At 44.7% G+C, this 13,715-nt stretch carries 19 protein-coding genes and 1 pseudogene; 11 read left to right on the forward strand and 9 right to left on the reverse strand.

Annotation, left to right across the window (positions count from 1 at the left end; genetic code table 11):
• Window positions 1–192 precede the first annotated feature (192 nt).
• A complete protein-coding gene (locus tag V7K67_RS26955; RefSeq protein WP_335169152.1) occupies window positions 193–780 on the forward strand; it encodes a hypothetical protein in 588 nt (195 codons plus the stop codon).
• On the opposite strand, the gene V7K67_RS26960 is transcribed toward V7K67_RS26955, so the two are convergent.
• From V7K67_RS26960 to V7K67_RS26975, 4 genes are all read right to left on the reverse strand, one after another.
• Window positions 734–1,516, reverse strand: a complete 783-nt coding sequence (locus V7K67_RS26960) for a DUF3102 domain-containing protein (protein ID WP_335169155.1) — start codon at window positions 1,514–1,516, stop codon at window positions 734–736. The genes V7K67_RS26955 and V7K67_RS26960 overlap by 47 nt on opposite strands.
• Window positions 1,513–2,175 carry a sigma-70 family RNA polymerase sigma factor gene (locus V7K67_RS26965; protein WP_335169157.1) on the reverse strand — a complete coding sequence of 221 codons (663 nt, stop codon included), beginning with the start codon at window positions 2,173–2,175 and terminating at the stop codon, window positions 1,513–1,515. The genes V7K67_RS26960 and V7K67_RS26965 overlap by 4 nt, the downstream gene beginning before the upstream one ends.
• An 85-nt stretch (window positions 2,176–2,260) precedes the next feature.
• Window positions 2,261–3,763, reverse strand: coding sequence for a phage terminase large subunit (terL, locus tag V7K67_RS26970; protein WP_335169159.1), 1,503 nt, complete (start codon window positions 3,761–3,763; stop codon window positions 2,261–2,263).
• The gene (locus tag V7K67_RS26975) at window positions 3,745–4,233 is read right to left on the reverse strand and encodes a helix-turn-helix domain-containing protein (RefSeq protein WP_335169161.1); all 489 of its coding nucleotides are present in this window, start codon (window positions 4,231–4,233) and stop codon (window positions 3,745–3,747) included. The genes terL and V7K67_RS26975 overlap by 19 nt, the downstream gene beginning before the upstream one ends.
• 101 nt (window positions 4,234–4,334) lie before the next feature.
• Between V7K67_RS26975 and V7K67_RS26980 the strand changes: the two genes are divergently transcribed.
• The 3 genes and pseudogenes from V7K67_RS26980 (at window position 4,335) to V7K67_RS26990 (ending at window position 6,535) form a co-directional block, all read left to right on the forward strand.
• Complete coding sequence (locus tag V7K67_RS26980) at window positions 4,335–5,120, forward strand: hypothetical protein (RefSeq protein ID WP_335169163.1); 786 nt, start codon at window positions 4,335–4,337, stop codon at window positions 5,118–5,120.
• An 898-nt stretch (window positions 5,121–6,018) separates the two neighbouring features.
• Window positions 6,019–6,123, forward strand: a pseudogene (locus V7K67_RS26985) (DUF6464 family protein); the annotation flags it as partial.
• Between the two features lie 250 nt (window positions 6,124–6,373).
• A complete protein-coding gene (locus V7K67_RS26990) occupies window positions 6,374–6,535 on the forward strand; it encodes a DUF6464 family protein (RefSeq protein ID WP_335169250.1) in 162 nt (53 codons plus the stop codon).
• A 210-nt stretch (window positions 6,536–6,745) separates the two neighbouring features.
• On the opposite strand, the gene V7K67_RS26995 is transcribed toward V7K67_RS26990, so the two are convergent.
• The 3 genes from V7K67_RS26995 to V7K67_RS27005 form a co-directional block, all read right to left on the reverse strand.
• Window positions 6,746–6,991, reverse strand: coding sequence for a hypothetical protein (locus V7K67_RS26995; RefSeq protein WP_335169165.1), 246 nt, complete (start codon window positions 6,989–6,991; stop codon window positions 6,746–6,748).
• Window positions 6,988–7,827, reverse strand: a complete 840-nt coding sequence (locus tag V7K67_RS27000; protein ID WP_335169167.1) for a tyrosine-type recombinase/integrase — start codon at window positions 7,825–7,827, stop codon at window positions 6,988–6,990. The genes V7K67_RS26995 and V7K67_RS27000 overlap by 4 nt, the downstream gene beginning before the upstream one ends.
• A 62-nt stretch (window positions 7,828–7,889) precedes the next feature.
• Window positions 7,890–8,192 carry an HU family DNA-binding protein gene (locus V7K67_RS27005; RefSeq protein WP_335169168.1) on the reverse strand — a complete coding sequence of 101 codons (303 nt, stop codon included), beginning with the start codon at window positions 8,190–8,192 and terminating at the stop codon, window positions 7,890–7,892.
• A gap of 91 nt (window positions 8,193–8,283) precedes the next feature.
• Here V7K67_RS27005 and V7K67_RS27010 point away from each other — a divergent pair, with 91 nt between their 5' ends.
• Window positions 8,284–9,150: a hypothetical protein gene (locus V7K67_RS27010; protein WP_335169170.1), complete on the forward strand. Its 867-nt coding sequence runs from the start codon at window positions 8,284–8,286 to the stop codon at window positions 9,148–9,150.
• Window positions 9,151–9,555: 405 nt separating this feature from the next.
• Here V7K67_RS27010 and V7K67_RS27015 read toward each other — a convergent pair whose 3' ends face one another.
• A complete protein-coding gene (locus tag V7K67_RS27015; RefSeq protein WP_335169172.1) occupies window positions 9,556–9,738 on the reverse strand; it encodes a hypothetical protein in 183 nt (60 codons plus the stop codon).
• Window positions 9,739–9,799: 61 nt separating this feature from the next.
• On the opposite strand from V7K67_RS27015, the gene V7K67_RS27020 reads away from it, so the two are divergent.
• From V7K67_RS27020 to V7K67_RS27035, 4 genes are all read left to right on the forward strand, one after another.
• Complete coding sequence (locus V7K67_RS27020; protein WP_335169174.1) at window positions 9,800–11,080, forward strand: DUF4055 domain-containing protein; 1,281 nt, start codon at window positions 9,800–9,802, stop codon at window positions 11,078–11,080.
• A 274-nt stretch (window positions 11,081–11,354) separates the two neighbouring features.
• Window positions 11,355–11,528, forward strand: a complete 174-nt coding sequence (locus V7K67_RS27025; protein WP_335169176.1) for a hypothetical protein — start codon at window positions 11,355–11,357, stop codon at window positions 11,526–11,528.
• Window positions 11,521–11,745: a hypothetical protein gene (locus V7K67_RS27030; RefSeq protein WP_335169178.1), complete on the forward strand. Its 225-nt coding sequence runs from the start codon at window positions 11,521–11,523 to the stop codon at window positions 11,743–11,745. Before V7K67_RS27025 ends, V7K67_RS27030 begins: the two co-directional genes overlap by 8 nt.
• A 170-nt stretch (window positions 11,746–11,915) precedes the next feature.
• Window positions 11,916–12,515, forward strand: a complete 600-nt coding sequence (locus V7K67_RS27035; protein ID WP_335169180.1) for a hypothetical protein — start codon at window positions 11,916–11,918, stop codon at window positions 12,513–12,515.
• Window positions 12,516–12,695: 180 nt separating this feature from the next.
• Here V7K67_RS27035 and V7K67_RS27040 read toward each other — a convergent pair whose 3' ends face one another.
• Window positions 12,696–12,920: a hypothetical protein gene (locus V7K67_RS27040; RefSeq protein WP_335169182.1), complete on the reverse strand. Its 225-nt coding sequence runs from the start codon at window positions 12,918–12,920 to the stop codon at window positions 12,696–12,698.
• A gap of 59 nt (window positions 12,921–12,979) precedes the next feature.
• Between V7K67_RS27040 and V7K67_RS27045 the strand changes: the two genes are divergently transcribed.
• Window positions 12,980–13,447 carry a hypothetical protein gene (locus V7K67_RS27045; RefSeq protein WP_335169184.1) on the forward strand — a complete coding sequence of 156 codons (468 nt, stop codon included), beginning with the start codon at window positions 12,980–12,982 and terminating at the stop codon, window positions 13,445–13,447.
• Between the two features lies 1 nt (window position 13,448).
• On the forward strand, window positions 13,449–13,715 hold the full coding sequence (locus V7K67_RS27050) for a hypothetical protein (protein WP_335169186.1): 267 nt from the start codon (window positions 13,449–13,451) through the stop codon (window positions 13,713–13,715).

Genomic DNA, 13,715 nt, shown 5'->3' on the forward strand with positions numbered 1-13,715 from the left:
GATGTTTGAATGGTTTATTCGACACACTACCTTTGATTTTGCCACTCTTAAAATGTACGGAGTTTTTTCAAAAATCAAATAGGATTCCTATAGTATAAAAGTTAAGTGTCAATCATTGATTCAGATGCTAGTTTGTCCAGTCATCCACTGGACATATTAAAATTGTCCAGTAGACAACTGGACAAGTTAACAATGACTGGACAAACCATCAAAATATCTAGCCTGCAACAACGCTACAAACTGAACTCTAGGCAAGCAGTCAACAACCGGATCAATGGATTAAAGATAGACCCAGTAGCCCGTGGGGAAATATCCCTTGAGCAATTAGAGCTACTGGACAGACTGGACAAGCATATTCGGGGTGGGGGTGCGATCGCTGATTTCCCAATTCAGCCAGAAGTCCAAATGGACAAACTAGACATTCTAGACAAACCGGAAAGACGCATTGAATTTAATAACAGTGAGGCGACTGCCATCAACATCATGGCAGGGTTGATGGAAAAAATGATGTCTTGCGCCTATGCAGGGCATTCGTCACCACTGGCTAATTATGAGGAACTGGAGAAAGCAGTCAAATTTGAATGGGTGCTACCGACATCTTTAGTCAAAACATTAACAGGAGTTTCCCCAAAAACGACGCATGACAGTGATACTTTTGTTTGTGGAAGCTTTGCCTTTACCAAGACAGGTAAAATTGGGCGTGAAGCTGGCTGGGAGGTAACAAAACGACTGGCTAACTTTGACTTAAAACAGCTATTTCCTGCCCGCCAATCAATTTAGCAGCTATGCCTTGAGCATCACTTGGTAAGTGGTCTTTACCAATGCTTAAACTAGCTGCTAACACAGCTTTTAGTTCGGCTTCTGGCAGATATTCAATTACTAGCGCGATCGCCTCCTTCAACTGCTCAGAAATATCAGTCACTTCCACATCAATAATCTCAGCATCCACGCTCACAAGGGATTGAGATTCAGGAACCAATTCTTTTTTTAAGAAGGGAATTTCCCCAAAAGAAGTCTTGCAAAGTATTACGTCTCCTTTACTCAACTCTTCCTTAACTTCAACTGTCTCCCCGTAGCACGGATGCGATGAGAGTGATACCTTATACTTTGTGGCTGGCGGTGACGGTGGCGTTTCTGGTTTTGGTTCGGTGGCTGCTAGAGCGATCGCAACTCTAAGCGATGGCAATGGTGATGATGAAGCGAAACGCGTTTCGTTTCTTAGTTCATCCCACTGTTTGATTATGCGATGCCATTCCCTAGAAATCTTCATTAAGAATTGGGCATGACGCATCGTAAAACGACAGTTTTCTTCCACCCAAGAAGTGAATTGACCATAAGGCAATTCAGCTTTTACTTGAATTAGTAAATCTCCAGCTTGTTTATCGCACAATAGCGCTTGCTGCAAGTTATTAATTCCAGCTTTGTAAAACTCCTTTGATTGATTAAAAGCTTGATTAATATTGTTAGCTAATTCTGATAGCGCTAGCGGTAGCGACATAGGAGCGTCTAAATTCATAATTCTTCTTGTGATAATGATATTCGTAATTTGACCAATCCTAAGTTAATATAAGCCTTGATTCTTTCAGGAGTTGCCTTTTGGCGTTTGGCAATATCTTGAATCGAAACATTGCTGAAAAATTTTTCAACAATGGCAGTTCGTTGTTTAGCTTGCAGTCTGTTCAAGTGTTTTAGGATTGCTTCGTCATCAACCTCTTCATCCAATGCCTGCATAGGCTCATGAAGAAGCTCGTCCAAGCTGATGGTTACATTGCTGTCTAAGGCATCTATCTCTCGCCATTTTTCTTCACTTATGCCCAATCCCAAGGCAATTTGTGAAGCATCCATAACTCTGCCAAGTACTGCTAAAGACCTCTGCAATCTCCGCACTTTTGCTTTAGTTTCAATGGCAGTGCGCGGCAACTTTACCGATTGCCATTGGTCACGTAAAAAGTGCTGAATTTCCCCTTGAATGTAGGGAATAGCGAAGGAACTGAAGGCGTTTCCCGTAGCAGGGTCAAAGCGATCGGCCGCTTTGATTAACCCGATATAACCTAATTGGTATAAGTCCTCATAAGGTTCGCGGCACACTTGAGACATCCGGTGTACTACTTTGTGGACTAATTTTTCATTTGACTGAGCCAACAAATTCCGCTCACTAACAGCAATCGACCGCATAAGGCAAGCAACCAAATATATAATCAGGTTATTTGGTGGCAACTAATACAGTCATGAGCAGCAGTACGGAAGATTGATATTATTTTTATGAACCCCAAATATTATCATGCGAGACAGCCCAGTAAGTAACTTTACTTGCTAACCAGTTAATTGCTTGACTTGTAGAGTCACACATATCGTCGTTTGCCCCATTAGGAAAGGTACTAAACTCAGTCACAAAGTCACCCACCCAGTTCGCGATACTAGGATCTGGTAGAAAAACATTACCCGCCTCGACGAAAGGCGCGATCGCAACCGCACGAACTAGTTTCCCCCCTTCTGGTTCAATGGCAATTAATCCTGGTATCTCGCGCTCCAGCATACTAATTACAGCTGGCCCGTTAGCTTTATCCTCAATCAGTTTGGCAGTGGAATTGGGGTATTTGGCAGAGAGGGCGCGAATTGCTGCGATCGTGGCGTTGATGTCCATGCGATCGCGTACCTGGTCAAGTAAGTAAAATTGTCCTCCCCTCTTACCCCAAACCTGCCCCACGACGAAATCAGACTTTTTAGAATCTTTGAAGGTGCAATCCCATGACTGAATGACCATATCAAAGTCGCTGGGAGCCACTTTGTAGTACTGCCACCATGAGCGCTTGAAGTGTCCGCCGTCAGCAGGTGCAGGGCGTTGTTGATGCTGTCCGGCATAGCCATAGGAACCAAGCGCTGTTTTTTCCTCTTGCAATATCTCCTTTGAGAAGCGCTCTGGAAACATCAACTCCCCTGGCTCTGTTCTGGGGTCAACCCAGCCCAATGCAGTGGGTGATTGTTGTTTTTCAAATTCTTGGGGGATGCACAGATGTTGCCATCTGCCTTGCTTGAGAACGTGACCTGATAAATCCTGTTCGTGCAAGCGTTGCATGATACCAATCCGCACAGATGACTTTAGATCATTGACCCGGTTACGAATAGCGCTATCCCAGCGATCAATAACTCCCTGCCTGATAAGCTCAGAATTAACTTCTTGTGCATCATGTGGATCATCCCAGAGAAGGCAATCCCCGCGATCGCCTGTAATCCGGCTGTTGAAACCAAAAGCACTGCGTACACCGCCCTTTGTGTTCCAAAAACTTGTTTTGGAATTATTGTCATCTCGCAACTTCCAGTCTGGTGAAAAGCGCTTCTGATACCAATCGCTCTCAACCACATCCCGGCAATAGACGCTATCTCGCAAAGCCACGCGGGGATTCGCTGAAAGGAAAATAGCTCTCCATGAAGGGCAAATTGTCCAAAACCAAGCAGGGGTGCAAACAGATACCACTCGACTTTTTAAACTCCCTGGCGGGACGTTGATTAAAAGGTTTTGAATTCGCTGGACGTAATGCGGATTTGTTTTATGCTTAAACCAATCAAGCAGGGTTTCTTGAATATGCCAGCACATAGCATCAATGTGCCAAGTCCAAAGCAAATCCGTGCTGGGTTCCAAAACTTCCCAGCTTTCTCGCACAAAGTCTGACAGAGAGAGCGTTATCTTGACTGTCTGCGAGGCAGATGCGTTAAGAGCAGCTTGCTCCCACTGCCGTCTAACGCTTACGCTCTTTTTTGCCACGCATTATTCAACTCAATCAAAAATTCTTCAGGGCCAATATCAAGCTCAATCACGCGTTCGACTAAATCAGCCACCGTCTCAGGCTTCAACTTGCGCTTCAGTTCAATCAATTTCACAAGCGCCGTCGCCATACTTCCTTTACCTAGTTCCGCACCTGGAAGCGAAGCGTGAATATCCGCGATCGCACTTTCAACCACCTCAATGTCATCCAGTCCCTCGCTCGTGTCACGTCGTCTAGCAGCTTCACGTAGCTTCGTCCCTCCAAGCTTCTCTTTTGGCTTTGGTTGCAATTGAATGACATTGCTGCTTTTGCCTAATTGTCTGTGCGAATCCCAGTTACCATCTTTTGCCCAGCGATCAATAGTGCGACGAGTGACACCAAGGGCAGCAGCTATTTCTTCAGGTGGGACACCTGTAATATACTTGGCTTCAGCAAGCTTGATTTTGCCGTCGTCTTTCTTTCTGGACATTATTCGGACAATATAGAAATTATGATCTTATAGACAAATCCAGAATTCCCTACTGAGTAGTGATCGCAACCTTTTTGTCTGATTTGTCCAACGATTTTTTTATGAGTAATTTTCCCCCAGAACGCATCGAGGATGCCCTAAAATTTTGCTGCTGTTCATTCTATCGTGACCGACAGATTTGTATTTACGCTGGGGGAGGGAGCGCAAGTCAGCATGATATGTATTGGGCTTATGCGATTTACGATGCGAATGGCGATCGCCTAGCCTACGAAAATCTACAAAACTGTCTGGATGTTGATGATGGGCTGAGATTTTGTGAAAACTTGATTGACCAATGGGACGCGCCCATAACCTACGAAGATGTCAGGCTGTGGCGTGATATTTGCGAATATCTAAGTCAACGAAAATCTCCTACTAGTTCCTACTACATAACACTCAGAGTCCCAGGATGTGATTACCTTGTGGGTTATGATCGCACCCACAGACAAAAACTCTGGGATAAATTCAAAATCCAGTTAATAGTTTATGAAAAATTTTCCAAGAAGTACGAAGGTTGGAGGCTGAAAGGCAACTGGGAAGATAAAATCGACTTTCTAGAGCAGGTTTATATCTTGGGGCGCGATCCTGAGAGTTTGCCTCGTCCTTGGTTGGATAAATGGGAGAGGAAGCAGCAAGCCAAGAAATATCAGGAATTAGTAAGCGTTTTAAGGTCTATAGAACAGAGATTAGACAACATTCATAGCTGTGATGAGTGGACGCGATCGGGCGTAATGGACTACCTCTCAGCCCACTCATATATACTCAAAGGGCAGCTAGAAAACTTAAGTTATCGTTGTAAAGAAGCTAAGGGTTTGTTGTCAAAACTATTAAGAAATGAACCAGATTGAGAGTATTTTAGGATTTCTGACGGGCTGCGATTTGCGCCTGTGGAGCGATGCCACACACCAGGTTGACACGGAAGGTATCAAGCACCTAGCTAGATTGGTAGCTGAACAACTTGACCTAGAATTATTACGAATCGACGCATATTATTACCAAGAATGGCGAAACTGGGTAATCGTTTTTCGATGGCACACACCTGACGAGCAATTGATTGGAGTTGATTACAGAATAGATGCTAGTCACCTTGAGCGATATAGAAAGCGTGGACAGCTTACCTCTGTAGCTTCTGATGCGATCGCTCGCATTAGAAGAACCATCCCGATCGATAGTCAAAATTGGGTTATTGTCAGGTGGAGAGAGGGTTTTCTAGCCGGAATTCATCAGGCAGGAAAAAGGTCAGTTAGCTTGATTTTGCGCGAGGTAACACAAGACAGAGACTTTGCTACCAACCACGCAAAAGTAACGATTGAGGCATGGATACCTGGTAACGCCATTCCAAGGGGTGATGGTGTAGAAGTTGATGGTATGCTGCTCCAAGGTGAGTTACTGGAATGGCTCGAAATTGGCGAAGAGAGGCGGTTTCGCTTTTCTCCTAACACTCATCAAGTGAATGTGTCTGCTAGTTCGTTGGATGAAACTCGTATCACTTTCACCACCCGCCCAAGAACTAACAGACTGGCTTCTTTTGAGCGAATGCGCCAAATGCTTGAGCTTGGGCAAATCGAGATACCCAGAAGTGGGTATTTTGACAGAATTCTGATGGATTACCCTGGATACCCCAGAGACAGGGACAGGATAGAAATACCACGCCAACGGATGCCAAGCACTGAAATCAGTTTTACTGAGCCATCTGGTGTACCCTTGCAAGAAATCATGTCTCCAATCCCAAACACAATAAACGCAATAGGTGATGTTAGTTGCGAATATAATGCCAAATCCAAATATTTAAGATGCACCGTCAATCCGTGCGGCCCATGTGAAGGGTGTCAACATTATGAAAAAATTTGATTGGTTTACGATACTGGGTGCGTTAGCGAAGCTCGCCTTCGGCATCGCCATTACTGAAAATACCATCTTAATGATTACCCAAGGTGGCTGGTGGATTCTTGTAGGGCTAATGTTCGGTGGGGTTTTCGCGTTTCTAGGGTACTGGAACTGGAAGAATAGGCGATTAGCTCAAACACTTGACTATCTCTCGCGCAACAGGGTAGAGGTGGAATCTGCTGAGTCTTGTCTTGAAACCCTAGTGTCTGCTGGAATGTCAATGGCAGAGGCTATTGTTGCTTGCAGTCAGCACAGTGAATCTCGTGGTTGCATAGGGGATGTGAGTTGCAACTGGAATGCGCGATCGCCCTACATTCGGTGTGCTATGAATCCCGGTGGGGAGTGCCAGGGGTGCAAGGATTATGAGGGAGCTTGATAGCAAGAAAAATTATCTATATGTATCATTCTTAAACAACCCAGAAGCGAAGACTTCCTGGCTCTTAAAGCCTCTTATCGCAGAAGAGAGATGCCGACTTTTTGCGGATATGGAAAATCTGCTAACTCACCTGAAGAGCGTAGATCCCGATCTTAAAAGATGCAGTTACGAAATAAAGCAATTTAATGATTCTGAGTTTTTCCTCTAGACCTAGTAGCGATACCTCAAGCCCATCTCAGCACAAATAGGAAACAGCCTGATAGCCATAGCTTCACCTATCTTAATTCCGTGGTCAGCCACCGTATCCAAACCCCAATCAGCACCACCTTTGTAAACCGCGAAGTCTTGGTTAAACCCAATTCTGGCTACATAGCAGTATTCGCCCAAGATAAAATAGAGCCTAATCCCAGGTTTTATGTCTCTGATGGTTGCGTCCGTGGTTCGCAGATAATTCATAAGCCTAAGTAATTAGAAGTAGAATCCGTAGGGTTAGAATGCAAATATTTATCACTCGTAGCCACGCTTGCATGTCCAAGAGAGTCTCGTACCAGCGCAAGTGATGCACCCCTAGACAGTGCGTGACTCGCGTTGCAGTGTCGAAGCCAGTGCATAGAAACCTTTGAATTTACTCCAGACTCAACTGCTGCATTCTTAATTATCTTATGCGCCATCACCCTGTCAATGGCGTTACCTGTTGCCCCAGTAAATACGTGTTCATGCCCGTGCAGTTGATCTAGCTCTACCCACACAGCGATTGGTACTAGCACCGTCCGCAGCTTCTCACCCTTGCCCAATACGGTAACTTGCACTTCCCCGCTATCACGCTCTTGAAAATCTTCCCATCTCAGCCTACAAGCTTCACTCACTCGCACCCCAGTGGCATAGACAAATCTCAGGAAAGTGCGATCGCGAACTGATAATTTTGGGCAATTAATCAGCTTCAGCACCTCAGTTTGCCTGAGAATGCGACCAGCAAGAGCGGTATCACCCTTGGGCATCTTCAATGCTGCCGCCACATTAAAGCGGGTGTAATTGAGTTTCGTTGCGAAGGTAAATAACGACTTAACTACGTTGAGCTTGCGCTTTTTAGTGCTGGATTTGATGCTCTGCCCATCTAAATGAGTGGAGTAGTCTTGTAAATCTTCCAGTTGGCACTCTTGTAGACCCTTGCCAATGAAACTAAAAAAACGATTTACATCACGACGGTATTCTTTGACCGTAGAAATCGGCCTGCCGTGCAGCCACATCTCTATCAATTTTTGGTCAGTCGAAACACGAGATAAGGAACTCATTAAAGCTAATAATTGCAATGCTTTAGAGTTCCTATAACAAAAGTATCGTTTTGTTTTTTACTTCAGGCTGCAACTTTCGACTGTTCAGAGCTACCAGCCACTTTCCCCCTAAAAGCTTTTCCAGCCGAAAACCCAGGCACTCTGGTAGCCGCAATCTCTATCTTCTCATTGGTTTTCGGGTTGCGACCTTCACGGGCTGCTCTATCCCGTGGGTTGAAGCTCCCAAAACCTACGAGTGTCACCTTGTCCCCAAACGCTACAGATTCCATAATCGCCTCCAATGCAGCACTCAAGACCACATCAGCTTGTTTTTTGGTAATACCAGTTTTTTCGGCTACAGCGTCCACTAATTCACCTTTGTTCATTTTCCTACCTCAAACCCTTGTGACAAAGGAACTCTAACACCGATGCCTCTTTACAGCAAAGGGGGAAAAGGAAGAAAAATTAGGCGATTTTATGAATATTAACAATGGTGAATTACTTTCATTGCTATTTGATGAACCGAAACTAGTAACAGCGCTAAACCAAGCGATGCCCTATATTTCAGTATTTAAGGGACAGACTATCTTAAATGTCAGGTGTGCGAGTATTTCATCGCTTTTGACTCTACTGCAATATCGCCAAGAACTATTTCAAAAATTAAAACCACTTTTCGGCTATGAAATATGTTTAGAATGTGAAGAAACTGGAGCAAGTAATATGGTTGCAACCGCAGAAAGAATCACCCAAGCCAACAGCGTTACAGAAACAAGATTCTTGAGCCTAGAAAGGCTAGCTCGTGTCACAAGCACATCGCCAATTGAAGTGAAAAAGCTACTTGGTAGAGCTAAAGAAGTGATTCACCCGATGGAAGATGGTTCAGAGATGATAACCGAAAATGCCTTTGACAGCGTGGTTTTGCAATGGGCTAAATCCTTCAAAGACAATGGCGTTGAGAGCATGACACCAAACAATACCTCGTCAAAAGAAACCAGACCCCACAAGACTACTACAAAGGTTCTGACGAGTGAGCTAGACACAGAAGACATCATCAAGGTGAAAACTGGAAAAACTGCTGGTTCGCCCAACCTTACTGAAAAAGGCATTCAGCAGACTCTTGAAAACTTTTTCAGCAAGGTGAAGCTAGAGGATACAAGCATTGTTGATGCTGTGAGCGCCTTTATTGAAGGGACAAGCGAATTTGGGCAAGCGCTACGCAAGAAAATAATGGCTGCTTACAAGAAGTTTACTAAAGGTGGAAACCCCCAAGACATCCAAGATAAGCTGATTTTTGGTGCTAAAGCCTATTTGGAGAGCATGGCGGCGACCTCTTGCCAAGAGTAATAATATAGATGCAATTAAACCTACCCCTTGACGAAAAGCGAAAAACGCGGTCTTGGGATGCATCCCAAGTGGAGCGATTTTTCAAGGCAGGGCATAGGCTGCTAGGCAGACGGTTGATATTTCTCGTTAGCATACCGTAGCCGAAAAAGAGCAACATATTCGGGGACGCGATCGCCTCAACCTACAAAATGCGTTGCGTGCGGACAGGGCGATCGCTTTGGCATTGCAGCGTATGTGACGAGCGCATGGAAGCCACAAAACAGGAAACTGAGGCGTGGACTTGGGGACGAAGAACAATAAGCCCTTGCAGGTTTGACTCCTGCCTTTGCCCTTGATAAAATATGATGTTGACAGAGTGGCAGAAATAGTAAATGCACGAACGTGGTTTACCGCACGCAATCGTTCCTACACTAACCGGAAAGTAGGAAGTGCAGGTGCAAGCCCTGCCTTTGTCTTTGGGGTAGCATCTGGCTGCTCTCTATAGGGAATTTTGGCTAAGTACACTCCTATGCAGGGAAAGCGCTTGCCTCCCACCAATTCCATCAATCCCAATAATTTACCATCAACCCTTTCGGATGCAGTTGTCACATACCAAAGCAATCTGATACTGCTACTTGATTGCTGGAATAATCTGGAGGGACAGGAAAGAATGTACCTTCCCAAAGAAGCGAAAGAACCACCCCAGGCGTGGAGCGATCGCATCCGCCGCACCACCTTCGACAACCGCTTTGAGCCTGCAATTAAAGATTACGCAGGGCTTTTAAGCGTTTTTAGCCTCAATGATGATGTTGCCCAAAGCATCATCGACAACAAAAACAACATCGACCAGATGGGCAATGACATCTGGACATTTTTTAATGAAGCTGACCAATACTGCTTGAGGGACGGCTGGTGTGGGGTGATGGTGGAATACCCACCAGTTGATCCAAGTATTGATTCTCAAGGTGATTGGCTGGCAAGCGATCGCCGCCCTTACCTTGTATTAATAGATAGGCGCGATATCATTAACTGGCGCACAGCTAAAATCAACGGAAAGCCAACACTCACACAAGTTACGATTCGTGAGACTCGACTAGAGCCAAGTGGTGATTACGGGGAGCAGGAAGTCGTTTACTACCGAGTTTTGCGTCCTGGAGAATATTTTATATTTCAGATAATTCAGCAAGCAAACCTTCAGCAATTGGTGCTGATAGACCAGGGGACAACCAGCCTTGCATCCATTCCCCTGATTTATTACTCAGTTACCGAAAGCGACTTGTTTGCAGCCAAGTCCCCATTCCTAAATTTGGCGAAGCTGAATATCGAGCATTACCAAAAGCGCAGCCAGCTTAATGAAGTACTAAGGAAATGCAACTTGCCGGTGCCAGTGCGAAAGGGCTTAATCAGAACGGTAGATGACTTAAAAAAAGTCCCTCCTCTGGTGATCGGCCCCAACTCAGTGCTTGACATTCCCAGTGATGGGGACTTTTTCTTTGCCGAGCCAACTGGAGTAGCTATAGCCGCTTCCCGTGACGATATCAAAGATTTGGACGAAGCGATGGAACGCATGACGCTGGACTTTTTGACTTCTGGCGAACATCAAAGGACTGCTACTGAGGTTGTACTTGATTCAACAAAAACCAGTGCCAACCTCAAAGGCGTATCGCGACGGAAGGAAAGCGCAGTACAGCAAATATTTAGTCTCTGGGTGCAATATACGGGTGAATCACAGGGCGGCGGTATTAGCCAGGATGAATCGCTGCTTTCGATCCCGCTTACCTCGGATCAGGTAGATAAGCTCGAAAACCTGGAGACTGCGGGAATAATCAGCCATCGCACCCTGCTGCTGTTATTGAAAGCCGGAAAAGTCCTACCAAGACAATTTGATATTGATGCAGAATTGGCAGCAACTGAACAAGTTCAACCAAAAGATGAGGTGTTAAGCCAGTGATTTTAGAGAACAGCAGCCTTATGGAAAATTTTTCACTCTTGTAACAGCGAATGATTTACAAACTGGTTTCTCCAAATAATCAAATTGTGGAGTTTGAGAACATTACTCAGTTTTGCCGCGATCGCGGATTGAACAAAGGCAATATCTACAAACTTTTGTGCGGCACGAATTCCACTTGCAAAGGATGGCGGCTTGAGGATAAATCAAAACCCTACTGCATAGGGCGAAAACGAAACGGGAATGGATTTTTTAGAGAAAATTGAGCATCAACACCATGAATTTAGAAAATCTGCAACAAATTCTTCTCGAATGGCAACGCACCCTCAAGCTTTTGGATTGGGATGTATCGGTGAAGGTGGTTCCACACCGAGAAATGCTTTCAGGCGATCGGGCATGTTCGCTGGGATTTAGACGAAAAAACTGCGGATATCAGATTAATAATGGCTGAAGATTATCCGTCTGCTGCATTACGCCCCTACAACATCGAAGAAACATTAGTCCACGAGTTACTGCATTTACATCTTGTAACTTTCGATATGAGCGATGAGCCAAAAAGGTTGGCGCTAGAACAAGCAATAAATGTGATCGCCCGCGCCTTAGTCAATTTAAAACATGCAAACATTCCAGCCCAAGGGGACACCCCTAACCTTAACCCAACTGCTTGAACTCTCCACCATTCGCCAGTCTGATGTGGACGAGATGGTGAGGCGATCGCTACCTCATGAAAAACTTTTCATAAATGCCCAAGTGAAGGAAGAGGGAAGAGGGAAGAAGGAAGAAGGACGGACGAAAAACTCATCACTTCTTCCTTCTTCCTCCTATCTTCTTCTTTCTTATGTACCAATTCGATCCAAGTAGCCATAGATACAGAGACTCAGAGAACGGGAGATTTGTAAAGGTTGCCCAGGTAACGCGCTTTGTTGATGAGGAGGTGAATCGCCTAGAGGTGCGATTGAAGGGACATGCAAGGCTTCTGGCGCAAGGTAAAATTGACATTCCCGAATTTCAAACCAGGATGGCGCTAACTCTGAAAGAATCCCACCTGCGGGTTGCGGCCATTGGTGCAGGTGGGACGAAACAATTTACACCTACACATTATGGCAAGATTGGGGCACAACTCAAGAAGCAGTATAAATTCCTTCATGGCTTTGGGCAAGATTTGGCAGAAGGGAAGCTGACGGCAGAACAGGCAATTAGACGGGCTGGGAGTTATGCTCAGTCTGCTAGGACTTCATTTTTGGAAGCAGAATTTACCAGTATGGGTAAAGTTGGTTTTTACGCCAAACGCTTACTAGATGCCCAAAGTAGGCATTGTGGATCGTGCATTAGCTATCAGAGGCTAACTTGGACGCTGATTCAAAATGTCATTCCGCCTGGGGTTGATTGTGAGTGTGGTGGGCGGTGTCGGTGTCGGTTGGTATTTCGCAAGGTTTGAAGCAGGAAAAATCATGATACATACTTTCACTCATGCAAAGTTGAACACCAGTGAATCCTCCTTTCTCGTCAGTTATTGCTCTCGGACTCCAGAACTGACAATACCTACAGGGCGGCTCCTGAATGACTAGGGGCTTAATAACTTCACCTGACTTAAAAAATCCCCACGGATTAAATACTTTCATTTTTCACCCATATTAATAAATCGCCACCATCCATCCCTGCTTTGAAAAAGTCTTAACTCAATTGTTGTTACAGCAAGTGGTTGCACCACAGGCATAACCATATCTTCTTCTAAAGAACAAGGTAATGGACGAATTGGTGCAGGGGAGGCATTCGCTATCAATATCCTGTTACCTCCATAATCAGCGATCGCCTCTTCATAAGTGGCAAACCTAAGATCCAAGAACTTCTTGGATATTCAGCATAAATTGGAACTCTTAATTATCAATTACAAGTTATTTTATGCCATTCACTTTAGAACAACGTTATCAAATTCTCACTGCCCTCAATGAAGCACTACTACGCACCGATCAGATGAGGGCACAGTACGCTGACTCACCTGACGATTTCTATCGCTTCGATGGTACACTCACTTCCACAGAATATCAGAAAGATCGCCCGACACCATTGCTTTTTCAGGAGAGTGATATTTGGACAAGATTAGATGCAATTGAGGTACGCTCTGAATTTTTAGTTAATCAGGTTTTACGAATACTAGCTGATTTCCACACGATTGAAAGGGCTATATTTAATGAGCGCTCTAGCATCAATAGTGCATTAATTAAGGCTGATGTACTGGAATGGGACGTGCGATCGCGCTCTGATGGAATGTATGGGCAAAGGGATGATTTAATTGAAAGATTACGTTATCAATTAAGCTTGCCACCATCACCAGATCCATTGGGTGGAGGGATGCTATTAAGGAGTTGAAATGGCAGGATTCTATCTTCTGGTGGAGATCAAGTACTTTCAGCCAGAAAATAAAGGGATATTGCCGCATCCAGCGAGAGTGGTATTTACAAATTGCTGGTATTACCCCGATTCAAACGAAATTCAAATGGTGGGTGGCGTAGGTAGATTTCCTTACGACTCTGATGGAATATGTAATAATTTTTTAGGCTACTACAAAGCTGAAATAACTGGTGAAATCGATCGCAGTAGATGGACTGAGCCAGACAGATATGAATTGATGGATTAA

This window comes from Nostoc sp. (genome assembly GCF_036917155.1).
In the GTDB taxonomy this organism is placed as follows: Bacteria; Cyanobacteriota; Cyanobacteriia; order Cyanobacteriales; family Nostocaceae; genus Nostoc.